General features: G+C 43.8%; 20 protein-coding genes. 7 read left to right on the top strand and 13 right to left on the bottom strand.

Annotation, left to right across the window (positions count from 1 at the left end; genetic code table 11):
- The first annotated feature begins 284 nt into the window (after positions 1 to 284).
- The gene (locus C0J08_RS07230) at positions 285 to 1,274 is read left to right on the top strand and encodes a 2-hydroxyacid dehydrogenase (RefSeq protein ID WP_212655423.1); all 990 of its coding nucleotides are present in this window, start codon (positions 285 to 287) and stop codon (positions 1,272 to 1,274) included.
- Positions 1,275 to 1,403: 129 nt separating this feature from the next.
- Positions 1,404 to 2,354 carry a sugar-binding transcriptional regulator gene (locus tag C0J08_RS07225; protein ID WP_212655422.1) on the top strand — a complete coding sequence of 317 codons (951 nt, stop codon included), beginning with the start codon at positions 1,404 to 1,406 and terminating at the stop codon, positions 2,352 to 2,354.
- Here C0J08_RS07225 and C0J08_RS07220 read toward each other — a convergent pair.
- The 7 genes from C0J08_RS07220 to C0J08_RS07190 all read right to left on the bottom strand — a co-directional run bounded on the left by C0J08_RS07220 (position 2,351) and on the right by C0J08_RS07190 (position 10,071).
- Positions 2,351 to 3,829, bottom strand: coding sequence for an FGGY family carbohydrate kinase (locus C0J08_RS07220; protein WP_212655421.1), 1,479 nt, complete (start codon positions 3,827 to 3,829; stop codon positions 2,351 to 2,353). The two genes, C0J08_RS07225 and C0J08_RS07220, sit on opposite strands and share 4 nt — an antisense overlap.
- Positions 3,822 to 4,778, bottom strand: coding sequence for a transketolase family protein (locus C0J08_RS07215; protein ID WP_212655420.1), 957 nt, complete (start codon positions 4,776 to 4,778; stop codon positions 3,822 to 3,824). The genes C0J08_RS07220 and C0J08_RS07215 overlap by 8 nt, the downstream gene beginning before the upstream one ends.
- On the bottom strand, positions 4,771 to 5,601 hold the full coding sequence (locus C0J08_RS07210; protein ID WP_212655419.1) for a transketolase: 831 nt from the start codon (positions 5,599 to 5,601) through the stop codon (positions 4,771 to 4,773). Before C0J08_RS07210 ends, C0J08_RS07215 begins: the two co-directional genes overlap by 8 nt.
- Positions 5,602 to 5,684: 83 nt before the next feature.
- Positions 5,685 to 6,473 carry an SDR family oxidoreductase gene (locus C0J08_RS07205; RefSeq protein ID WP_249344551.1) on the bottom strand — a complete coding sequence of 263 codons (789 nt, stop codon included), beginning with the start codon at positions 6,471 to 6,473 and terminating at the stop codon, positions 5,685 to 5,687.
- Between the two features lie 52 nt (positions 6,474 to 6,525).
- Positions 6,526 to 8,022: a sugar ABC transporter ATP-binding protein gene (locus C0J08_RS07200; RefSeq protein WP_212655417.1), complete on the bottom strand. Its 1,497-nt coding sequence runs from the start codon at positions 8,020 to 8,022 to the stop codon at positions 6,526 to 6,528.
- Positions 8,023 to 8,048: 26 nt separating this feature from the next.
- Positions 8,049 to 8,978, bottom strand: coding sequence for a substrate-binding domain-containing protein (locus C0J08_RS07195; protein ID WP_212655416.1), 930 nt, complete (start codon positions 8,976 to 8,978; stop codon positions 8,049 to 8,051).
- Positions 8,979 to 9,120: 142 nt separating this feature from the next.
- Positions 9,121 to 10,071: an ABC transporter permease gene (locus C0J08_RS07190; RefSeq protein WP_212655415.1), complete on the bottom strand. Its 951-nt coding sequence runs from the start codon at positions 10,069 to 10,071 to the stop codon at positions 9,121 to 9,123.
- Positions 10,072 to 10,289: 218 nt separating this feature from the next.
- On the opposite strand from C0J08_RS07190, the gene C0J08_RS07185 reads away from it, so the two are divergent.
- The 4 genes from C0J08_RS07185 to C0J08_RS07170 all read left to right on the top strand — a co-directional run bounded on the left by C0J08_RS07185 (position 10,290) and on the right by C0J08_RS07170 (position 14,235).
- On the top strand, positions 10,290 to 11,075 hold the full coding sequence (locus C0J08_RS07185; protein ID WP_212655414.1) for an SDR family oxidoreductase: 786 nt from the start codon (positions 10,290 to 10,292) through the stop codon (positions 11,073 to 11,075).
- A gap of 174 nt (positions 11,076 to 11,249) precedes the next feature.
- On the top strand, positions 11,250 to 12,104 hold the full coding sequence (locus C0J08_RS07180; RefSeq protein WP_212655413.1) for an inositol monophosphatase family protein: 855 nt from the start codon (positions 11,250 to 11,252) through the stop codon (positions 12,102 to 12,104).
- Between the two features lie 284 nt (positions 12,105 to 12,388).
- Positions 12,389 to 13,375, top strand: a complete 987-nt coding sequence (locus C0J08_RS07175) for an MBL fold metallo-hydrolase (RefSeq protein ID WP_249344549.1) — start codon at positions 12,389 to 12,391, stop codon at positions 13,373 to 13,375.
- 80 nt (positions 13,376 to 13,455) lie between these two features.
- A complete protein-coding gene (locus C0J08_RS07170; RefSeq protein ID WP_212655412.1) occupies positions 13,456 to 14,235 on the top strand; it encodes an IclR family transcriptional regulator in 780 nt (259 codons plus the stop codon).
- Between the two features lie 285 nt (positions 14,236 to 14,520).
- Here the strand turns inward: C0J08_RS07170 and C0J08_RS07165 are convergent, their stop codons facing one another.
- The 4 genes from C0J08_RS07165 to C0J08_RS07150 form a co-directional block, all read right to left on the bottom strand.
- The gene (locus tag C0J08_RS07165; protein ID WP_212655411.1) at positions 14,521 to 15,885 is read right to left on the bottom strand and encodes a restriction endonuclease subunit S; all 1,365 of its coding nucleotides are present in this window, start codon (positions 15,883 to 15,885) and stop codon (positions 14,521 to 14,523) included.
- The gene (locus C0J08_RS07160; protein ID WP_212655410.1) at positions 15,882 to 17,516 is read right to left on the bottom strand and encodes an N-6 DNA methylase; all 1,635 of its coding nucleotides are present in this window, start codon (positions 17,514 to 17,516) and stop codon (positions 15,882 to 15,884) included. Before C0J08_RS07160 ends, C0J08_RS07165 begins: the two co-directional genes overlap by 4 nt.
- Before the next feature lie 85 nt (positions 17,517 to 17,601).
- Positions 17,602 to 21,150: a type I restriction-modification system endonuclease gene (hsdR, locus tag C0J08_RS07155; RefSeq protein WP_212655409.1), complete on the bottom strand. Its 3,549-nt coding sequence runs from the start codon at positions 21,148 to 21,150 to the stop codon at positions 17,602 to 17,604.
- Between the two features lie 95 nt (positions 21,151 to 21,245).
- Positions 21,246 to 22,145 carry a LysR family transcriptional regulator gene (locus tag C0J08_RS07150; protein ID WP_212655408.1) on the bottom strand — a complete coding sequence of 300 codons (900 nt, stop codon included), beginning with the start codon at positions 22,143 to 22,145 and terminating at the stop codon, positions 21,246 to 21,248.
- Between the two features lie 179 nt (positions 22,146 to 22,324).
- On the opposite strand from C0J08_RS07150, the gene C0J08_RS07145 reads away from it, so the two are divergent.
- Positions 22,325 to 22,945 (top strand): DsbA family protein, encoded by a 621-nt coding sequence (locus C0J08_RS07145; protein WP_212655407.1) that lies wholly within the window; start codon positions 22,325 to 22,327, stop codon positions 22,943 to 22,945.
- Positions 22,946 to 23,032: 87 nt separating this feature from the next.
- On the opposite strand, the gene catA is transcribed toward C0J08_RS07145, so the two are convergent.
- Together catA and catC are read right to left on the bottom strand one after the other, a co-directional pair.
- Positions 23,033 to 23,950: a catechol 1,2-dioxygenase gene (gene catA, locus C0J08_RS07140; RefSeq protein WP_212655406.1), complete on the bottom strand. Its 918-nt coding sequence runs from the start codon at positions 23,948 to 23,950 to the stop codon at positions 23,033 to 23,035.
- Positions 23,951 to 24,022: 72 nt separating this feature from the next.
- Positions 24,023 to 24,301: a muconolactone Delta-isomerase gene (gene catC, locus C0J08_RS07135; RefSeq protein ID WP_012070723.1), complete on the bottom strand. Its 279-nt coding sequence runs from the start codon at positions 24,299 to 24,301 to the stop codon at positions 24,023 to 24,025.
- Between the last annotated feature and the right edge of the window lie 33 nt (positions 24,302 to 24,334).

Here is a 24,334-nt window from a genome sequence, read left to right as displayed (position 1 = left end):
TCATGCCTCAAATAATAAAATAAAAATCTCTGTAGTAAGCTTAGACTAACTAATAACTGATAATTAAAGAATGTGCGATAAGAATGGAAAAGACATTACAAAATTTTACTATTAATAATATGCACTTAACCCTTAGTTCAAATGTTATGAATAAAGACATCCTTGTTTCCTACTAGCCAAAGACACTTGTTCTAAATCAATATCCTCAATATAAGACGCGCATAAAACACCATTTTAGGCTATAAATAGCCTAACTTTTCCAACCAAAAGACAGGCCCCGTTTTATGAAAGTCGCCGTTTTTTCCTGCAAACCCTATGATAAAAGAACTCTGACAACCTTTGCTGATAATACAGAATTATCCATGAGCTACTTTGAAAGTCGCCTAAGTATGGAGACCATTAGTCTAGTAAAAGGCTTTGATGCGGTTTCTTGTTTCGTGAACGATGATGTTAATGCCGAAGTCATTCACCTATTAAAACAACAAGGAGTCAAAACCATTGCGCTGCGCTGCGCTGGATTTAACAACGTTGACCTTAAAGCCGCAAAAGCTGAAGGCATCAAGGTATTTCATGTCCCCGATTACAGCCCAACATCCGTTGCTGAACATGCCGTCGCTCTTATCATGACATTGAACCGTAAAACTCATCGCGCTTATCATCGTGTTAAAGAAGGCAACTTTGCGTTAGAAGGGTTAATGGGATTTAACCTCGAAGGCAAAACCATTGGCTGTATTGGCACAGGACGAATTGGAGCGGCTTTTTGTCGTATCATGAAAGGTTTCGGTTGCAAAGTTTTATGCTATGACCTCTACCCATCACAAGATCTGATCAACCAAGGCTGCCAATACCTAACGCTTGATGAAATCTATCAACAAAGTGACATCATCAGCCTTCACTGCCCGTTAAACGAATCCACCCACCATCTCATTAATAAAAACAGCCTAGCAAAAATGAAAGACGGCGTGATGATCATCAACACCAGCCGTGGTGCACTCGTCCACGCCCAAGAAGCCATCGACGCCCTGTACAGCGGAAAAATTGGTTATTTAGGCTTAGATGTCTATGAGCAAGAAAACAAAATCTTCTTTGAAGACATGTCTTCACACATCATTCAAGACAGCGTTTTCCAGCTCATGCTTACGTTCCCCAACGTCGTCGTGACAGGCCACCAAGGCTACTTCACTATTGAAGCGCTTAACCATATTGCTGAAACTACCGTCGACAACTTACTGCACCACCAAAGTGATAGCAGTGGCACAAGGCAATTGGCGTAAAATAGTATTTCGCTTCTGTAGTGATAGTGGCTGTTATCAGCCGCTAACAAGGCGAAAAGATAGTATTTTGATGGTACGACCTTTATTATTGTTCTCAAGAATAAAAGACCATTGAGAGACCAAGAGATAATGTCAAAAGCTGATGAAAAAAGACTACTATTAAAAATAGCTACACTCTATTACCAAGATGGTTTAAAACAAGCAGACATTGCAAAAACACTACGACTATCACAATCTCAAGTATCTAGAGCAATTACTCGATGTCTCAAAGAAGGCATAGTAAAAATCAGTGTTATTCAACCGCCTTCTGTTTTTATTGCTTTAGAATCCCAAATTCAACAGCGTTTCAACGTTTCTAACGTAATTGTCGTCGACATTGAAGATAACCCCAGTGATACACAGATCAAACGTGTAATAGGCTCTTCAGCCGCCCATTATTTAGATACTTCATTACGAGACGGTGATCTAATTGGTATCTCTTCTTGGAGTGATACCATTCGCTCCATGGTCGACCACTTACACTCAACCAAAGCAAAAGCAAAAGGCGTTATTCAAGTGTTAGGTGGTGTCGGTCACAATGGAAATATTCAGGCAACCATACTAACGCAAAACATGGCGGATATTCTGTCCTGTGATGCCTTTATGCTTCCAGCACAAAGTATTGAGCACTCTCTAGAAGATAAAAATAAACTGCTCAGCACAGACGAAGTATCAGAAGTAGTGGAAATGTTTAATAAAGTAAACCTTGCCATTGTCGGCATTGGCATGCTTGAGCCATCGAACCTACTACGAAATTCTGGCAACTACTACGATACAAAGATATTAAAAGAACTGGCTAGCAAAGGTGCCGTAGGCGACATTTGCCTACATTACTACGATAAAGAAGGTAAACCAGTTATTAAGCTTGAAGATGATCCTGTGATTGGTATGTCGCTAGAACAACTAGAATCATGTGAACTCGTCGTTGCCCTAGCGGGCGGCCTAGATAAAGTAGAAGCCATAAAAGGCGCTTTATCTGGAAACTACATTGATGTGCTAATCACCGATAGGATAACGGCTGAAGCAATTTTGAAACACTAACCTAAGCGACATTTCTTAACAGCTAATGCCCATCCATGGTAGCGGTTTTGCCAGTAATCATATCTACCTTGTCTGGGAGTAAATAGCGTTCCATCACCTTCAAGTGCTGAGAGCGCTTCCTTATTATTCCACCAGCCAATTGCAAGTCCAGCAAGATAACCGGCACCAATCGCAGAGACTTCAGCAACCCCTCCTCTACGAATAGGAACACCAAGTAAATCTGCTTGCGCCTGCATCAACCAATCATTCAATGTTGGACCACCATCGACACAAAGACACTCTATTACTTCTGGTAATTCTTCAGTAATAACATAAAACACATCAGCTACCTGAAAGAGTACCGACTCAAAAGCCGCTCGAGCAAGATCTGCTCGCTCTGTTGCGCTTTTCAATCCACAAAAAATACCAGTCGCATCTAAATCCCAGTAAGGTGCACCAAGTCCCGACAAAGCTGGTACAAAAAATACAGAATGATCGATATCCGCCTGGGCTGCCAATTGACACATAGCGTCCATATTTTCAACGCCTAGCATGCGTCTAGTCCAATCTATCGCTGAGCCAGTATGAGTAATATTACCCTCTAGAGCATAAAATAATGTCGAATCATCCCACGCTATAGTAGTACTGATCTCATTCCGAATATCCGGTAGTTTCAGCATCGCAGCCATAACTGAACTGCCAGTCCCATAGGTTGCTTTAACAACCCCCGTTTTATAACCACCATGACCAAATAAAGCAGCATGAGAATCACCTATTTGAGATGCCACAGGAATACCTTGTTGAAGCACACCAAACTCACGAGTCAAACCAACGATATGAGAAGAAGCCACAACAGGAGGCAACGCTACATTAGGAATCCCCAATCGCTCTAAAATAGCGTCATCCCAAACTTGCTTACCAATATTATAAAGCTGTGTTCGAGAAGCATTAGAAGCATCGGTCACAAATACGTTATTGGACAAATTCCAAACCATCCAAGTATTAATAGTGCCGATACAAATATCTCCTTTTTCCGCTCGAATATGACCGTCAGGAATTTGTTGCAGAGCCATGGAAACTTTCGTAGCGGGAAACATCGGATCAAGGGTTAACCCTGTCGATTGTTGTACATAACGACTAAATACATCATCTTGACGTAAGGTCTCACAAAGAGACTCTGAGCGCCTGCATTGCCAGCTGATAACCGGAGTCAAAGGTTTACCAGTGCTTCTTTCCCAAAGTAGAACAGATTCCCGCTGATTACTGATTGCAATCGCCTCAATTTGAACACTTTCAGCAATCGAGCCTACTGCCAATGCAATAGACTCTTTCATCTTTTCGATGATTTCAACAGGATCCTGCTCAACCAACCCAACTGAGGGGTGACTAATAGACAAAGGGACAGAACCTTTACCAATGACCTTTCCAAGCGGATCCAATAGTAACGACTTAACATTTGTCGTTCCTTCATCTATGGCTAAAATCACCTTACGCATTCAATATCTCGCTTTGCAACAGCTGTTGGCACACAGCAACAATCCCCATACTATCAATAGATAGCATTTTACGAGTATAAGGGCGGTCTCCTGCGGCGGCATAACCACCATCTTCTACACCAAGGCGTACTAACTTAGCAACAATGCCCTGTTCCGCCATAATTTCAGCAACCACGCTCCCCAGTCCGCCGTTAATATTATGCTCTTCCACACTAATAATGTGCTTCGTCTCGCCGAACATCTTAGCTAAAGTCTGTTTATTAAGAGGACGAATGGATGACACATTGACCACAGAAACGTCAATTCCTTGTTCTTTTAGTACGTCTGATGCAGCTACGGCTTCGTGAACGACAGACCCCAAAGCACAAATGACCACCTGTTTTCCCGAGCGAAGCAAAGACGGTTCACCAGCAACAAACTGATAGTTTTCATCATGCAATTCAGGTAATGCTTTACCATCCATACGAATGTAAACGGGGCCCTCCTCTGCTATCGCATAATCGATGATTTGCTTACATTCTAGTGGGCAACTGGGTGCAAAAATCCTAATATTACCAAACCCTCTCATGACACTAATATCATCTATTGAGTGATGAGTACTCGCTAAAGGTCCGTAACTGGCACCAGAATTCAACCCAAATAACTTCACATTGGTATTGTTATAGCAAACATCCACTTTTACCTGTTCATTTGCACGAGAAATTAAAAAAGGTGCTGCATTACAAGTTACGGCCACTTTTCCCGCCAACGCCAAGCCAGCCGCGGTACCGACTAATACTTGTTCGGCAATCCCAACATTAACAAGTCGATCAGGAAAAGCATCAACAAAAGGTTTAATCTTTGCAGTAGAAGTTGAATCCGCTACGACAGGAACAAGATCTACACCATTTTGAACAGCATCGATAAAGCACTGCACCATGATATTGGCAAAATGTTCACTGTTAGACATCACTTAACTCCTTTAATGCAAGTTCCACTTCATCGCCTTTAGGTACTCTATGATGCCATTCTGGACGCCCAGCAATAAAAGAAACCCCTGCACCTTTTATCGTATTGGCAATCACCACATTAGGTTTACCTTCTGCTTTAAGCCCTTCTAGAGTCTCAACAACCGAGGCCACATTATTGCCATCACATTGAGCGACATTAAAACCAAACGCCTGCCACTTTTTATCTAGCGGGTCAGTTTTCATAATCGATTCAGTGGATCCTGCTAGCTGCAAGTTATTCTTATCATTGATCACAATAAGGTTATCAAGTTTATAGTGAGCCGCCACCAAAGCCGCTTCCCAGTTACTGCCCTCCGCTAATTCACCATCTCCCGTTAATACATACACTTTTCTTGGGCTAGCATCACGTTTCGCAGCCAAAGCCAACCCTACTGCAACAGGAAGACCATGCCCCAAAGCACCTGTGTTTAATTCCACTCCTGGCGTTTTCTGACGAACAGGATGACCTGGCAAATGAGAGTCATTATGTTGATACGTTGGCAGCCATGCTTCAGGAAAATAACCCGCCTCAGCAAGACAGCAGTAATAACCACCAACAGCATGACCTTTAGATTGAATATAGATGTCACGAGTATCATCAGTTAAACGATCTGGCGCACAATTCAATATACGAAAATACAAAGCGGTAACAATTTCCACCTGAGACAAATCAGCCCCTGTGTGCCCGCCCGCTGGGCTGTTCGCATTTAGTTTAATGATCTTTCTTCGGACTGAACGTGCTTTACGTTCAAGCTCCTCAACTTCTAGTTTAAAAGGATTCATATATCCTCCTGTTAAATAAGGTGGTATGAATTAAATTTCCAACCTGAATATTTATTCTATTTGATCAAAAAAAGTCTGCTGATTTACCAGCAGACAAATCCACCATCAACCAATAAATCTACACCTGTACAAAATGACGCCGCATCAGAAGACAAGAAAATCGCAGGCCCTGCCATTTCATCAACTCTTGCCATTCTTCCCATTGGCGTTTGACGTTCAAATTCTTTAGTTTGATGAATCATTTCTGGTCGAGTGTTCATTGGTGTTGCGGTGTAACCAGGACTAATAGAGTTAACACGTATGTTTTTATCGACCCATTCCATTGCTAGGCTTTTTGTTAGATGGATTACGCCGGCTTTAGATGTGTTGTAATGAGCCTGCTCCAAGCCACGGTTCACAATCACGCCTGACATAGAAGCGATATTGACAATTGAGCCTCCACCGCTTTTTTCCATTAATTCAGCTTGAGCTTTACAAGAATGCCAAATACCAGTCAGATTAATATCAATCACTCGCTGCCATTGGTCTGGTTGCATATCTAACGCAGGATTGGCATTAGCAATCCCAGCAGCATTCACAGCAATATCAAGACGGCCATAAGTGTCTTCTGTCAACTGAACAGCAGATCGTAAAGATTCAAAATCACACACGTCACCAGTATAAGAAACCGCGTCACCACCCATGCTTTTAATGCTTTGCACCGTGTCAGCTAAACCGCCGTCATCGCGCAAATCAAAACAAGTAACCTTAGCACCAGCACTAGCCAAAGCCTGAGCAATGCATTGCCCTATTCCACTTCCAGCTCCAGTGACCATAGCCACTCGTCCAGATAAATCAAAAAGTTTGGCTGCATTTATATTGAAATCAAGCATCATATTTACCTATTGAAGATATTTAAAATTTACAATCATAGACAAACCCTACCTATCCGAAGGCTGTCGCTAACTCCATTACCGAGACATCATTCGCCTTATCACGGTCCAAAATCCCCGTCATTTTCCCTTCAGCCATGACCATAATGCGATTGGAAATACCCAACACTTCTTCAAGATCCGAACTAACCACAATGACAGCAATGCCTTTATTAGCTAATTCAACGATGATTTCGTAGATAGAGGATCGAGCACCAACATCAATGCCTCGGGTGGGTTCATCAAGGACAACTACTTTAGGATCTTTTGCCAGCCATTTAGCCAGAATCACTTTTTGCTGATTACCACCAGACATTTCACCTGCGTTTTGCCCACCGCTGCCCTTTACACCAAAACGAGCTATACCCGCTGCTGAGTATTTTTTGATACTACCAGGACGAATAAAGCCGAATTTGGAAATCGTGGATAAATTCGCATAGGCGATGTTGTCTTCTATGGAGTGGTCGAGTACCAACCCTTGTAGCTTTCGATCCTCTGGCACCAATACCACACCATTCTCAATAGAACTCGTTGGGGTCTTAGGCGTAATGTCCTTACCATGCAAAAATACTTGTCCCGCAGCTATGGGATCTGCGCCTGTTATCGCACGAACCATTTCAGTTCTACCTGCACCAATAAGACCAGCAATACCAAATATTTCGCCTTTTTTGACCGAGAAATTAATATCGTGAAACGTACCACTTGGTGACGACAAATTTTTAACTTCTATACATATCTCGTCTTGCGGTACAGGAATGGCGGGGAACATCTGGTTGAGATCTCGTCCTACCATGCTTTCAACAATGGTTCGAATCGGAACATCGCCAGTATCAAAGTTTTCGACTGTATTTCCGTCACGCATAACTACCAGACGGTCAGCCACTTTACGTATCTCTTCCAAGCGATGAGAAATATAAATAATCCCAACACCATCAGCTTTTAACCGTTCAATTTGTTTAAACAAAAGTTCAGTCTCAGCTCCACCAAGGGCTGCTGTCGGCTCATCTAATATTAATAGCTTAGCGTTAAGAGCAAGAGCTTTGGCTATTTCTATCAGTTGCTGGTTGGCGGTTGAAAGACCGCGCACCAAAGTGGATGCCGAAATGTTCAGACCAAGTCTTTCTATCTGAGCTTGTGCTCGCTGCTCCATCTCTCTTCGGCTAACAAAACCGCCTTTGCTCGGCCAACGACCGATAAAAACATTTTCAGCAATAGATAGATGCTCCAGTAGTCGCAGCTCCTGATGGATAAGTACAAGGCCTGAATTGATTGCTTCTCGCGGACTATTGGGCGAATAAGCTTCACCCATCCATGTCATTTCCCCAGAGCTTTGGTGAAAACCACCAGCAATGATATTGGAAGTTGTCGACTTACCAGCGCCGTTTTCACCCAACAACGCCACGACTTCTCCAGGGTAAACCTCAAGATCTATACCGTGTAACACTTCTGTCGGGCCAAAGCTTTTACGAATTTGACGCAGAGTGAGTATAGGTTTTCGTTCAGTCGTCATGATTTTGTTAGCTCCAGAATTAACGATTACGGATGATCAACAATAAATGCATCAACGTTTGCAGACGTCGTTAAGACTGCATCAATAATCTGCTCTTTTGGTACCGAGCCACCAGCAGCAAGCTTGATTGCCGAATCTACAGCTAAACGTCCCATAGCACGTGTACTCTGTGTTGCAGTTACATCAAACACGCCTTTTTGAATAGCGAGCAATGCACCAGTATCACCATCATAACCGCCGACAAAAACTCTTTGTTTTGTACCTGAAGCAGCCACAGCCTTAGCGGCTCCCATTGCTAAACCATCAGCTTGACCAAAAATCAAATTAACTTTTGGATAAGCCTGAAGTAGATTTTGAGTAATAGAAAAACCTTCATCTTGTGACCAACGCTCACTCCATTGGTTAGCTACTAATTTTACTCCTGGGTTTTCAGCGATTGCTTGCTCACAGCCTTTGGTACGGTTAACTTCTGGAGTCACCCCCTTTTGACCGTGGATCATAATCATTTCGCCCTTGCCATTTGCAAGTCCAATAATGTGATTACAAACCTCATAAGCAGATTTAACCCCCTCACCCGCGATAAAGGTATCACCCGGCTCAGTTTCAGCATTACGATCTAAATTCACCACAGGAATCCCTGCAGCACGAGCCAAACGAGGCGGAACAGTTGCCGCAGCGGCACCAGCTGGAATATACAAAAAAGCATCAATATTTTGAGTCATCAAATCTTGAACTTGGCTTACCTGTGTAGAGCTGTCGTCATTGGCATTAACCGTAATAACTTTAATGCCTTTTTTCGCCGCATAGTCTTCAACAGACTCTTTAATCTGGATAAAGTAATTAGCAGACAAGTTAGGTACAGCCAAACCTATTTTTTTGACTTCTGCTGCACCAGCACCTGCAGACAAAAGAGAAGCCGAAATAGCACAAGTCAATAACAATTTTTTAGTTTTCATAAGGGATTCCCCTCCTAGATTATTATTTTTATTAAACACCGCTTAACACTTGCTCGCGGCCTCTAAGGTAATCCGATAAAAGCATCGGATGAATTTCACTTCGATCTAACATCCATTCATTTGATTACTAAAACATCCATTTTTATTTCTTTTTCAATGCCTCAATAGAGACAGCTAACGCAATAACAAGACCAATCACCACTTGTTGCATGAATGGAGAAACACCTAAAAGATTCAGCCCATTACGCAGAACACCGATAATCAAAACCCCAATAATTGTGCCAACTAAACTGCCTGTGCCGCCCGACAAACTAGTGCCGCCAATAACCACAGCAGCGATAGCATCAAGTTCATATGAAACACCTGCCTGAGGCTGTACCGAATCAAGTCTAGCGCCAAGTAATACTCCAGCCACACCAGACAAAACCGCAGCAAAGACATAAACACCGACCGTATGTAGCTTCACTTTAATACCTGCAAGACGGGCAACCTCTGCATTACCACCAATAGCGTATAGGCTACGTCCGCCCGAAGTGAATTTTAGATAGGCCCAACAAAGAACAAACACTGCGAGCATAATGCCAACAGTAATTGTCAAAATACCGCCGTAACGGATAACCGCCATCAAATTAAACCAAGCAGGAAAACTAATAATTTGATGCCCATCACTAACCATATTGGCTAATCCACGGGCTGCAGACATCATCGCTAAGGTAGCTATAAACGCAGGAACTCGGAAAAAAGCAATTAACGACCCAGACACAAGACCAGCTACAGCAGAAGCAAGTAAGCCAACCGCGATAGCCGCTTCCATTGACCAACCTAACTCTTTAGCAAAATACCCCATAACCATGCCGCACAGGGCAAGTATAGAACCGACAGAAAGATCAATCCCGCCAATTAAAATCACAAAGGTCATTCCAACTGCAAGAATACCTAGAACAGTTATTTGATCGAGAATATTGACAAAATTACGTAACGAAAAGAACGACTCGGTCGTAAAAGAGAGGAAAAAACAGAGTAGCAACAGACCAATTAATGGGCCTGTAGAACCACCGAATAAGAAAGATGCACTAACTCGGCTACGCAGCATAGCTATCACTCCAATAAATTGTTTTGTTTTTATATTTGTATTGAATATTTATTCATATATGTTTAATTATTCAATACATACTATTCATTTCTCGGATAAGCTGTCAAGTAATTAAAAACACAGAACCAACAAAAACAACTTATCATTGACTCGGAATGATTAAATATTCTAATGTGAATTTTTATTCATAAAACAAAATATTATTAACAGGTGGTTTCATGACTAATAAATATAAAAATGTCGTCGTATGTGGTGGTAACAAAGGAATAGGTTTAGGTATTACTGAGCGCTTTTTACACGACGGATTCAATGTTGTTGTCGGAACAATAGACAAAGATTACGCTCCAACATTAGAAAAACTAAAAAACAACTTTCCACAACAAATTATCAGTTTTCTCGAATGCGACGTAAGCTCGGTAAACGCTATTAAAGCCTTTTACAAACAAGCATTTAAATTAATGGGATCTATCGACATTTCCATTCAAAATGCAGGAGTCATTCGCATTTCAAAGCTAGAAGATGTCACTGAAAAAGACTGGGATATGACTCTAGATGTAAATACAAAAGGCATGTTTTTTTGCTGCAAAGAAGCCATCAGCTACATGAAAAAAACAGGAGACGGCGGTCGTATAATCAACACAGCTTCCGGTCAAGCAAGAGATGGTTTTATCTATACACCTCATTACGCAGCTAGTAAATTTGGAGTCATAGGGTTAACACAAAGCTTAGCGAAAGAAGTAGCAACAGATAACATTACAGTAAATTCCATTTGCCCAGGCATCATACATACCGACATGTGGGACTACAATGACCGTGTATGGGGTCAACTAATGGGAGATTTTAAACCTGGTGAACTAATGAACTCTTGGTTAGAAAACATCCCGATGAAACGTGCAGGTACAGTAAAGGAAGTTGCTGGGCTAATCGCTTTCCTAGCGGGTCCAGACGCCGCTTACATTACAGGACAAGCAATTAATGTCGATGGCGGACTTATCATGTCTTAATCAGCACTCAATATATAAGGCAACCAATAACTGCATATAAATGATCTAGTGATTATTCAATAGATCTTTTTTATGCATTAAAACGATTCAAAATTAATCCAAGTACCCATTACTTCTCGTACTCATCAGGTATAATTCCTTCTCATCTAAGTCAAATAAAAGGAATGGCGACGTATGAACCTCGATAAACCAACTCAAGAAAGACTGATCAGCATCGTCCGTAGAGCAGGCCAAGAGATTGTCATGCCTAGCTTTCGCCAACTCAGTGCTGCCGATGTAGAAACCAAAAGCAGCTTAACGGACCTTGTTACCATTGCCGACAAAGCCAGCGAAGCCTTTATCACCAGTGAAATCCAACACGCGTTTCCTGATTGGGAAATCGTCGGTGAAGAAGCCGTCGCCGATGATCCCTCAACAATCGACAAAATCGCCACTGCGGACACTTGTGTCATCATCGACCCAATCGACGGCACGTGGAACTACGCTCATGGTTTATCGGATTTTGGAATCATACTTGCCGTGGTCGTAAAAGGGGTCACACGTTTTGGTTTACTCTACGACCCAGTAAACGACGACTGGATTTATGCCAATCTAGGAGAAGGCGCTTTTTTCCAACGCACCGCCATGAAAGAAAAAGGCAAGAATCAAGTACCCACTCAAGTACCTCTGCCCTTGCATATCACTGCCGAACCCGAGCTAGATAAACTCGCGGGCATCATGTCGGTAAACTCTTACAGTGATGAGAGAAAACGAGACTTTGCCCTAAAAGCGTCTCGCTTTGTACGCATCAACAACCTACCCTCTTGTCCCGCTTATCGACAAATCGCCCAAGGCCACTTTCACTTCAGCCTAACCTACAAAATGCTGCCTTGGGATCACGCCGCAGGGGCATTGGTTCACACCGAGGCGGGTGGCATCTGCCGAACCCTTGATGGCCAAGAATACAGTCCAACCCTACTCGATGGCGAAATGCTCGCCGCTCAATCAGAAGAGCAATGGCAAGTACTGGCTGAGTATTTTCGAAACTAGGCACTAAATACTGAATAGGTGGCTATTTAAAAGCCCCCTAACAGTTTTTCCCTGACAAATATCTGGCCATCACAAAGAAACAACGACAGAGCAAGTGAGCCTTACGGCTCAGATGAGGGGCTAGTACAAACAAAAAGTCGAGTTCACTTTTTAAAAATTACATTCCATGCAGGCGACGAAGTCATTGTCTTTATCGCATTGTACCTTTTTCATTTTGTTCCATTCAGCGGAACAGATTCTATATTTCAGTTTACCTCTAATCGCTTTGCAATAATGATGGTGAGGTGTTGGTTATTACAGCAAGTAATACCAACTTGCCGCACCATAAACCATTTCGTCCAATAAAAATAACAGAGCGATTTCCGATTATGATGAAACATTTACCTCACTATGCTTTTCTCTCATTCAGCCTATTGGCGACACCGCTTCTAGCGCAGACCCAGCTCATTACGCTTGGGACAGGAACCCCGGTCCCCAACCCTGAACGTGTTGGGTCTTCCACCGCCGTAATCTATAACGATACGGCCTATGTCTTTGATATTGGACCAGGATCGGTGCACCGCGCCATTCAAGCGGCAAGCAATGGCTTCCCTCAATTGTTCCCTTCAAATATTAACCACCTCTTTTTAACACACTTGCACAGTGATCATATTTTGGATTACCCCGAACTGGCATCGACCTTTTGGTGGCACCGTACGAAACAAATTTCTGTTTATGGCCCAAAAGGAACACAAGCCATGACCAATGGCTACTACGAGATGTTAAAAGCCGACTTGGATCTTCGCATCAATGGCTCACAGCCGATTAAAAATCCAGACTTATATAAAACCCAAGTACACGAATACGAGCATGGCGGTTGGATAGTAAAAGACGGGGACGTCACTATTGAAGCATTCGATGTACCACATGGGCATATCAAACCGGCGTTTGGCTACAAAATCACGACACCAGATAAAAGCATCGTAATTTCTGGTGATACCGCTTACAGTGAAAAGCTCATCGAGATGTCCAAAGGGGTAGATATTCTGGTACACGAAGTCCTTAATGATGAATCATTAAAGAAAACTCCAGAGAAACTGGCTAAATACTTTTTGGAAGCCCATACCACCGCCTCTGCTGTGGCCAAAATAGCCAATGCGGCAAGACCGAAATTGCTAGTGTTAAGTCATGTACTTAACGATGATGAACCGGAAGAATCTACCGCAGACCAAGTTCGTAAGCACTACGATGGCAAGGTTGTCTTAGCCCACGACCTTGATGTATTTGAATAAAGACTGATACATTTCAATAACACAATGCTTCTGGCTTTTGTTCAGCGGCATATTTACGAAGAACTCATATAAATAGCCCTATGACCTTAGCCCTTGATCGTGGTATCCAAATCTTAGCAGAACTTGGCAACGCTCAAGGGTTAACGCTTTCCGAAATTGCCAGACGAACTGGCATCCCCAAAACCACCGCTCACCGCTTACTTAAGCTGTTATGTGAAAAGCGCCTAGTACGACAAAACTTACTTGATCAGCGCTATCGCAGCAATGTATTGCTACCGCAGCAAGCAGAGATTCATATACCACCAGCTGACCAACCTCTTATTGAAACCATATGCCATTATGCAGAAGCGTTAACCGCAAAGGTCATGTGGCCAACCGATATTTTTATCCCAATAGAAAAAGATATTGTGCTGGTAGAAAGTACTCGAACACTAACACGAGTCTATGTTCCAGATTGTCGTATCCAAGTGAAAGTAAGCACTCTGGATTCAGCTGCTGGTCGTGTTTTTCTGGCCTTTAGCGACCCAGATAGTATTGAGGGTTACCTACAAAACACTTGGCAAAAACAGTCATCCACAGAACAAGAACGCCAGCATTTTTATGACACATGGCCTGCTATTCGTGACAGAATCCGCAAACAAGGATACGCCTTTCGTGCGCCCTCCTACTTCGGAGGGAGAGAAATCAGTGATGGTTATAGAGCCATCGCCGCGCCCATCTTTGTAGACGGAACAATACGTGCCTGTATCAACCTTATCTGGTCTAAAAACTTCGCCAGCGAAGAAACCTTTGCCGACACCTTCGCCCAACAGCTGCTCAATACTGCTGACGAGATCAGTAAACAACTCACCAACAAATAGCCCACCTCGCACGCCTATTTCTGTAGTTCATACTTTGGAAAACCGACTGGATTCAAATTCACTCACCAACAGGCTTGGACGGTGTTAAAAGACTACCTATGACACTTTCGCAATACGATATTCCAAACCAATTACTGCAAAAAATGTCTGAGATATTCACGACGTATCCAGACATTGAAAAAGTGACCTTGTTTGGCTCCCGAGCCAAACAAACTTAGACAAACCAACTGGCTCCTCCCCCTGCTAAGGGGGAGGCTGGGAGGGGGTTAACACTTCTCTGTCTTTTTACTTTTTCTTCCCAACCTTCTTTGCGGCCTTGGCAAGGGCTTCGCTTTCCGCGCGGGCGGCGGCGATGCGTTTAAGCAGTTGGTCGGCGGGTTCGTCGCTTGGATCTTGTGGCACTAGCTCGCCGCGGAAGGCTTTGGCTAAGATGGATTGGGTGAGTTTATCGACCCGCTGTTGGGCTTTTTGCACTTGCTTTTCGATAGTGTCGGCAAAGGCAAAGTATTGATCCACAAGGCGGACGATTTCGGTTTGTTCTTCTTGAGATGGTACTGGTACTGGAATTTCAGACAACTGCTTCTTATTTATTTTTGGTAAAACTGTTCTACTGTTAGCATTAGCAGCCCAAAAAGTAAATTGCTCTGAGAGCAACCAATTCAATAAATACTTTTTCTCCAACTCCGTATTTAAAGGGTACATATCCGCACTACAAAGACCACTAAAGTGAACAAGGGCAGCCTTACACAAATAAGGTCGAATTTTAGAGTAAAGGATTTGACCTGAATAAAAACGATGTTTAGAGCTTTTCACTGCATCTTCTTCAACCGTTTTAAATTCTAACAACTTCCCTGTTCTAGGCTCTATATGATTCGGTGCAATATGAATATCATTAGGAGTTTCTAGTGGATTGACTAAATTAGAGGCTATCTCCACAACCTCACCAAATTTTTTCCAGCTCCAGCTATTAGGCAAAGTACTCAATGCTTTTCCACGAAACTCGTTAATTGATAGAGAAGCAAAAGCTAATACATTCATCCCCCTCCACTCCTCAGTCAATTTCCCACTCACTGCGGCGGCGAGGACGGATTGGCGGAAGCGTTTGAGGATGGCAGGGATGCCGTCGAGGCGAGCTTTGATGGTGTCCACCTGCGCCAAGACTTGATCGAGTTTTTCGACGATGCGTTTTTGTTCGGCTAGGGGAGCTAGTACAAGATGGTATTTAGAAACTAATTTCGGCTTAGCTCTAGTCAAAGAGCCGCCAACGCCACTTATATCTGAGCATAATAAAGTTCGAAATCTTTCAGAGGTAAAGAAGTATCTTATGAAATGGCCATTTTGCAAGTTTGATCGAAAAACAATCCACTCAGATGATGCTATTTGACGATGCCCCTTGCTCTCTGTAACTACCCATACTCTATTAATTCTGGGGTTGATTTTACATAACAGAACATCACCTTCTCTTACTACTTGCTTAGTTGATCCTATATCTTTCCCTAAAATAAATTCAGCTCTACCTGTTGGGAAAATAGGCACACTAAAAAGCTCAAACATTTCGTCTGGGAACTTTAAAGGATTTAGTGTCTGAGCCTTATACTCATTAACTACTTCAATCTTTTCTTCAACCCACCCTTTCGGCAATTCGCTCACGCTTGGCCTCCAAATAGCTCACTTTGGCCTTTTTTATTGCCTTGCTCTGGATTCCCTTCGACGGCTTTTTCTTCCAGTCCAAAGGCTTGTTCTAGCAGTTGCTTTTGCGCTTCGGCTTCATCGTCGGCACCAAGGGCTTGCATCAGTCGATACAGCTCGCTCATGGCTTCGGTCAGTTCCGCCATGGCTTCGCCAGCCAGTATGTCTGGCTCGGGCAGGTTTTCAGAGTTGCTAGCTTCTAGGTCTTTTAACCAAGCTATATCTAGGCTGTCGCCTTTTTGCTCGCGAATATAGTCGCGGCTAAATCTGCGCCAGCGGGCAGTATCCTCACCTTCTTCGGTAGAAAGACCGTCGATTTCGCCCATTTGCTGATAGACGCCCTCTTCCCGTAGCGATTGGCCGTTGGCGTCGTCCCCATAGGCAGCGATAAAAGCATCAAAATGGGCGTCGGTTAACATGCGGCGTTTCCCAAAGGTTTGCATATTGGTGCGCATATCGTAGACCCAAGTTTCTTGCGTGCAATCCATGTCTTGCTGTGGGTTGTCTGGGGTGCCTTTTTGGAAAAAGAGCACGTTGGTTTTCACCCCAGCGGCGTAGAAGATGCCCGTTGGCAAGCGCAGAATGGTATGTAGGTTACACTTGTTCATTAGGTCGCGGCGGATGTCCGTGCCCTTGCCGCCTTCAAACAACACGTTATCGGGAATTACCACCGCCGCGCGGCCACCAGGTTCCAGCGTTTCGATAATGTGTTGTATAAAGCACAGCTGCTTATTGCCCGTTGGGTGAATAAATTTACGGGTGATATTGCTGCTGGACGCGCTGCCAAACGGCGGGTTAGATAACACAAGATTGGCTTTGGGAATGCTCTCGCCATCGGCACCCAAGGTGTTACCCAAACGAATCGCACCGTGTTCGCTGTCGCCTTCGATGTCGTGCAATAAACAGTTCATCAAGGCCAAACGGCGCGTCTCAGGCACCAGCTCTAGACCGATAAAAGCGCGCTCCATTTGGAATGTCTGTATGTCGTCGGGCAAGTCTTCAAGGTTATTGCTGTGGGCTTTGATGTATTTATCGGCTTCGATCAAGAAGCCTGCTGTGCCTGCCGCTGGATCTTGGATAATCTCGCGCGGTTGCGGCTTCATCAGCTCAACAATGGCGCTGATCAAAGGACGAGGCGTAAAGTACTGCCCCGCGCCGGATTTGGTTTCGTTGGCGTTTTTCTGTAACAAGCCTTCGTACATGTCACCAAAATCATCACGGCCTTTGCCTGTGCCATCGGTGTCGTACCAATCGAGCTTGTCCATATTGGTGATGAGTTCAGTCAATTGGGCCGGCTGAGTGATAGTGGTCGTGGCGTTAAGAAATATGGCTTGCACTATGGCATGATGATCACCATCCAACTTGTTTAATAAGGTTTTGTAAAAGCTGTGCTGCTCTATGCCAATTTTGCTGGTTAGATCCTTCCAACGGTAACCTTCTGGCAAGAGATCTTCTTCTTGGCCAGTTTGTTCGCACATTTTTAAAAACAGCAAAGAAGCCAGTTCGTTCACATAGTTTTGGTAGGACACACCACCATCGCGTAGGTTGTCGCACAGCTTCCAGAGTTTGGCGACCAGCTCGTTGTTATTCATAAAAAATCTCTTTAGGAAAGGAAACACACTTGAACCAGCCAAGCGTGTTATTAATAGATGTTCGAATGGGCACTATGATACCGACCTAAGCCAGTTCGTCCCAGATGTACTCGTTAAATTTTTGCAGAATCTCGTCCAGTTCGTTGTTCAAAGCTTCTTGCAGTTTGCGTTTGCCACCGTCCCGTCGGTAATTGCCGATTTTATAAACATCGTCATCCAATACGACCTTGTCTTTAATGGAGCTGGCAAGGCGATCCAGCCATTTGATTTGCACTGGGTTCCAGTCGTTTTCGCTTTTTATCTTGTCTAGGGCGTGATCCACTCGCACATCAAAAGGCAAAAGCTGCGGGTTTTTCATGCTAGCACGACGAATGTGCCCGACTAACTTAGCGGCAATGTCTTGGTTGGTTTTCTGTTTCCATGCGGTTTGCAAAGCGGATTCATCGAAGTGCTTGGCATCGAACCATTCTTGTAATTCCACCAGTCCTTTTCGGGTGAGATCTCGCGGCCGATTGACCACGGCATCCAGCGCCGCCAGTTGGTTCACATTGTCTTTGACGAGTTGATCAAAAGCATCAAGGAAATCGTCTGGCTGGTTATAGTCACCGTATAGCGTTTCCACGCCAATCACTCTGTCTTCTATGTCGGTAAAGATGGGTCGATCTCGCAAACTGTTCAAAGTGCGTTTTAAGTCTTCAATTTGCTCTACCAAGTTCGGCAACTCGGCAAAGTACTGAGCCGACATGCGCGCCCCTTGGCTTTTTAAGGTTTTACCCAGTTCGGCAAAAGAGCAACGGGTAACGTTTTTCAAACGCTCGTCGAGCTTTTGGGTCTGTTGTTCCACTTCTCGGCTACGCAGCTTTTGGTAGTTGGCTTGGGTAATTACCCGCTGTAGTTTGGACACCAACTGTTCGTGACTGTTATCGGCAAAGGATTGTCCATTGCTTTCCATCACATCGTAGGTTTTGTCATCACTGATTTCTGTTACCAAGGTTGATAAGCTGACGTTTGGACGCACGACGACCGCTTGCATGGTATCGACGTCTTCTAGGGTTTTGTATAAATCCACCGCATCAAAAATACGGAAATTGGTTTTACCAATATCGGGACACAAACGTGTAGCACGGCCTTTCATTTGCTCGTACAAGATACGGCTACGAACTTTGCGTAAAAACACCAAATTACAAATGCTGGGAATATCGATACCTGTGGTTAAAAGATCCACGGTGACAACGATATTCGGCAAGCGATCTTTTTCAAAGCGAGTAATCAGACTTTGCACCTTGTTGGCATCTTTGTCTGAATTACCGGTAATTTTGATAATGGCATTGTGTGGTAGGTTGGCGTATTTCGGCTTGCCCGATTGCTGGAAAGCGTCTCTTAACGCATCCACCACAGCATCCGCGTGCTCGTTGTTGACACAGAAGATCAAGGTTTTCTGTTGGCTGTTTGGGTCAAGCCAGTTGGTCAGCTCTTGGCAAATGGCCTTGGTAAAATTCGACGCGATGATTTGTTTGTTGAAATGATCCACTTCGAAGTTTTGTTCGTCTTCTAGCTCATCCAGTTGTAAATCACCATTCACTGCGAGTCGCGCCACCTGCTCACCTTTGGCAATCGTAATACCTTTGGTGTTGAGTTCGGTGTTGATTTTGATCGGCGGCTGATAGTCGTTCAAATAGCCATCGATCACGGCGGTACGATAGGAATAATTATAAATCGGACGACCAAAAATCTCGCTGGTGTGCAAGGCTGGCGTAGCGGTGAGCGCCAGTTTGAATGCATCAAATTGGTCAATTACGCGACGATAGGCCGAGATATAGTCGCGCTGATCACGAAACGCTAGTTCGCCTTCGGTTTGTTCTTTATCAAGAATATAACCTCGGTGGGCTTCGTCTATGATGATGGCATCGTACAAACCAACGGGGATAAATTCGTCGTTTTGCAGTACGCGTTTCACTAGGGATTGCACCGTGGCCACATGGATTTTGGTGCTGTCTTCTGGGAAGCGATCTGTCAGGCCTTTAATATTGAAAATGCTGTTGAAAGTCCGCTCGTTAATACGCGTGTCATCAAACGAGGCAACCGCTTGATTGCCCAAGGAACGACGATCCACCAAGAACAAAACTCGTTTAAAACGTTGCGATTGGATCATACGATACATGATGGCTATGGCGGTGCGGGTTTTACCTGTGCCGGTTGCCATGGCAAGTAAGGCACTACGTTTGCCTGATACAACGGCGTTTTCTACCGTACGCACGGCGTCTTCTTGATAGTAACGCAAGCCCAGCTCGCTCATATCCTCATGGGTGGCAAACCAGTTGTTCAATTTGCCTATGTTTTGCGCCAATTTGCTGAGCAATTCTGCTGGCTGGAACCATTGAGTTAATGCGTCTGGCTGGTTGCTAGCAAGCCTTGTATCACGATACCAAATCCCGCATTTGCTTTTTACCGCGGCGCTGTAACCACGACCATTAGCAGAGAAGCAAAAGGGAATGTTAAAGCCATTGGCATTGTATTGATTGATTTTGAGCTCGCTGACGTGCGCCATCATCTCGTCATCGTTGGCTGCACGTTTTGCAAGTTCATCATGATATGCCAGCAAATCAAAGGTTTGGCTGTAGCGGTAGGCTTCGTTGAGTTTGTCGGCCACATCTTGGTTGTAGCGCTTGGCTTCCACGACGCCAATTGGTCTTAAACCGACAAACAAGACATAATCCGCAAAGCCCACCTTGCCCGTTTCGTCCTTTCCTGTTGGCCATTCTGCAATCGCCATATTGCGGCCAATATCTGGATATGTGCCATTACTATATTTTAGGTTTTGCGTGTCTGCTTCCCAACCCGCGAGACGCAATTGCTCGTCAATTAAATAGCGGGTTTCTTTCTCGCTAAGGCCAAGTTTGTTTTGGTTGGCTTGCGTAAGGACAACCTTATGGAAAGCGTTGCGATCAGCCTCGCTCAACTTGGCTAATTCAGTGTCTTTCGCTTTTAACTGAGCTTCCAGAGCAGCAATGCGTGCTTCACTTTGCGCTTGGGTTTCTTGCTGTTGGCTTTCAAAGACAGACAAACGGCCTTTTAGCTCGGTCAGTTCGATGTGCTGTGCTTCAATCTCGACTTGGCTTTTATGCTCGTTTTGTTTGGCCGCTTGTTCGGCAGCAACAAGCGCCAATTTTAGCGTAGCCAATTCTTCTTGGTAAGCTTGTTTATCTTGCTGACTTTGTTTGCTGGGCAGTTGAAAAAGCGGTGCAGGGAAATCTTTGTCTTTGCTAATCAGTCGGTAATACCAAACCGCCAAGCGAAACGCTAAGCGCAGGCACATTTCCGCATCGTTTAGGTCGTTATGATATTGATGAACCGCTTGGTTGCCTATTCGGCGCAGTTTATGAAACACATCCAGAATAGTTTGATCGACATTGGTTTTTTTACTGATTTCATCAAGTAATTCATACTGCTTATCTTGCGGTTCGATATTCAGTAGTTTGCCAAGATGATTAGCAACATATTCACCAAAAATTCTCAGCTTCACCAAAGTGGTATTTGGATCGTCTGGGTAGTTTTTCTCGGCAGCTTGGGCAATAGAAAAAAGGAAATCGTTATGACCTTTGAGAAATGCAAAGTTTGATTGGGTCGTTGTCATTGCGTTCTAAAGTTCCTTCTTCACTTATTGTTGTCATCTTGAATTGTCAGTTTACCCTTACAATACTTAATGCGGAATCCTTTCTTTATGATTCATCACCAAAGATGCTCGGCAAAGTAGCTTTCTAAATGATCAATCAAGGCACGGACGTTAGGCGATAGGTGTTTTCGAGACGAATAAAGTGCGTAGATGGTGAGATCTTTGGGTTTCCAGTCAGATAAGACGTGGCACAAACGGCCATCCTTGATGTAGCGATTCGCTAAATAAGTGGGTTGTAGACAAACCCCCATGCCATTCAATGTAGCATGTAAGAGCGCTGTGGCTTCGTTAATACTTAAACGACAATCTACGCTAATCGATTCAAACTGATCACCTTTGGAAAGATGCCAGGTGTGGCGTTCAAAGTTTTTATAGCCCAAGCATTGATGATGTATCAAGTCCTGCGGTTGTTGAATCTTACCTATCGTTTGTCGTGTTTTTTCAAGATAAGCAGGAGACGCCACCAGTACAGATTCACAAATAGCAATGGGTTTACCAATTAAGGAAGGATCAGGGTTCGAGGCAATTCGTATCGCAAGATCAATGCTTTTTTCGGTTAAATCTGCTGCGCTGTCTTCTAAATCAATATCAATATGAACCTTAGGATGTTTCTGCATGAAGTCTTGAATGGCAGGCATCAATTGAGAAAAGCCAAACGACATGCTGGACGTGATTCGCACCAAGCCTGACAACTCATCACTGGTATTCACCAAGGAAATAATATTATCCGCTTGCTCCAACCACTGCTCTACGTCTTTTAAACAAGCTTCACCAGCGCTAGTCAGCGATATTTTCCGCGTCGTTCGATGCAGCAAACGAATCTTTAACCAATCTTCCATGGCTTCTATATAGCGCGTCACCATGGGACGCGACATATTCAATCGATCGGCAGTACGAGAAAAGCTCCGCGATTGGGCAACATCGATAAAAACTTTAGCCGCTATTACTCTGTCCATAATTTTACTCACTCACTTGCACGATATAAGAAACAATCATGCTCATTTTTGTGTATTTTTTCGAGCATGTAAATTATTTATTCTAACGCTATAACATTCATGTTAATGAACTGTGTCGGTGAAAATCACTTTCTCACACTGGTTAAATTTAAATCTGATAATTAATAGGTAAGCATAATATGCTCAACGTTCATTACTTCTTTGACCCTATGTGTGGTTGGTGTTACGGGGCGTCATCACTGGTAGGTGTATTGGCTGACATTCCGGAATTTGAAATCATTTATCACCCTGGTGGTATGATTCCGAAACAGGCCATTGATCCTTCGTTTAGACAGCATATTTTGCAAGCAGATGCTCAAATCGCCAACATGACAAAAGCACACTTTGGTGACGCTTATAAAGCAAGAGTGACGGGAACTGAGGATTATATCGTGGATTCTTACTCAACCACTCGTGCCTTTCTTGTTGGTCAAGAAATGGGGATCGAAGCACATGTCATGCTAGCCGCCATTCAAAAAGCGCACTATCAAGATGGTCAGCATTTAGATGAGTTGAATGTTTTAGCGGATCTGGCCGTATCTATGGGATTAGATAAAGCGACTTGGAACGAAAAAATGGCTGACTCTGAAGCAAAAATGCGAAGCCAAGTGCAAGAAAGCCATGACCTCATGGGACAACTGCAGGTTAGCGGCTACCCTACATTTATTTTAGAAAAAGAGGATCGTTTAATGCGTCTGCCACACAGTAATTATTATGGCAAAACTGAAGAGTGGAAAAACTATCTAGCCGAATGGGTTTAATTGTTTACATTAAAAAATCCCCTGTTGATGATCGAGATCAACAGGGGATTTTCATTAACCGCTGATTAGAAACAGCACCAATTCGCGTTAAGCAACTGCTGCACGAGCACGAGCATGCTTGTCTTCTAATTCTGCTTTGTCCGTTTTAAGAATTTCAACATTGAATTCAACGTCCAAATATTCGCTGTCAAAGCCGTGTGCATTGTCATTCTTTGGTGTTGCTTCAACAACCAATTCATCACGAGTCGCAAAAGCAAAGTCATCGTAAGTGTATGCATCACCCGCCAAGTTAATCTGAGTTGTTAGATGCTTGTAACCAGGTTTAGAAACAAAGTAATGAATGTGAGCGGGACGGTTACCGTGACGGCCAAGGCTCTGAAGTACTTTAATAGTATTACCTTCTGGTGGAACACCGTAGCCGTTTGGCACGATACTACGAGCACGGTAGCAACCGTCAGCATCCGTAATCACTCGACGACGTAGGTTAAATTCACTTTGCGTTGGATCAAAGTAAGAGTAGCCACCTTTAGAATCAGCGTGCCAAAGGTCAACAACCGCACCCGCTACTGGTTTGCCATCTTCATCCACTACTTTACCGTGAAGCCACATACCTTGGCCTGGAGACTCACCATCGTCCATGCGTGTTTCACCTTCAGAAATTGGCGCATTCTCTACATATAGAGGGCCTTCAATAGTACGTGGCGTGCCACCCGCTAGGCCTGCGGCTTCATCTTTTGCATCTTCACGAATATCTAAGAAATGATCAAAACCTAAACCAGGTGCAAGCAAAACAGCTTCTTTCGTCGTACCAAGGTCATTGAGATAATTCACACCTTGCCAAAACTCATCAGGCGTAATATCTAGGTCGTCGATCATCTTATAGATGTCTGACACTAAACGAAAAATGATTTCCTTCATACGTGGGTTGCCTTGCTCTCTGTCCAAGCCAGCCACTTTTTTCAGTAGGGTTTGTACTGCTTCTGTTTGAATTGTTTTAACAGTCATTTCAATCTCTCCGCTTCTGTGTGCCATGACAGCACTTTTATTAAATGTTGTTTTTGTTTTAAATAGTTAGCGCTATTTTATGGAAGATGGATGTTGACATAAGGCTGTCACTTCCATCGTCATAAATGGGTACAAAGGCAAGCCTGTAAGGATTTCATGCAAATGAGCATTGTCTTTCACATCAAAGATACTCACATTGGAATACTGTCCGACAACCCGCCACAAGTGCACCCAAATCCCAGCTTTTTGTAATTCTTGTGAATAGTTCTTTTCCTTCAATTTGATCGCATCTGCCTCTGCAACCGGAAGGTCTTTCGGAATATTCACCGTCATTTCAACTTTAAAAAGCATGTTCATTTCCTCATGATTGTTTGCGTTGGTGCT

The organism is Marinomonas sp. CT5 (genome assembly GCF_018336975.1).
Taxonomy (GTDB): Bacteria; Pseudomonadota; Gammaproteobacteria; order Pseudomonadales; family Marinomonadaceae; genus Marinomonas.
The sequence above is the reverse complement of the archived record's forward strand: the minus strand, read 5'-3'. Positions and strand labels throughout refer to the sequence as shown.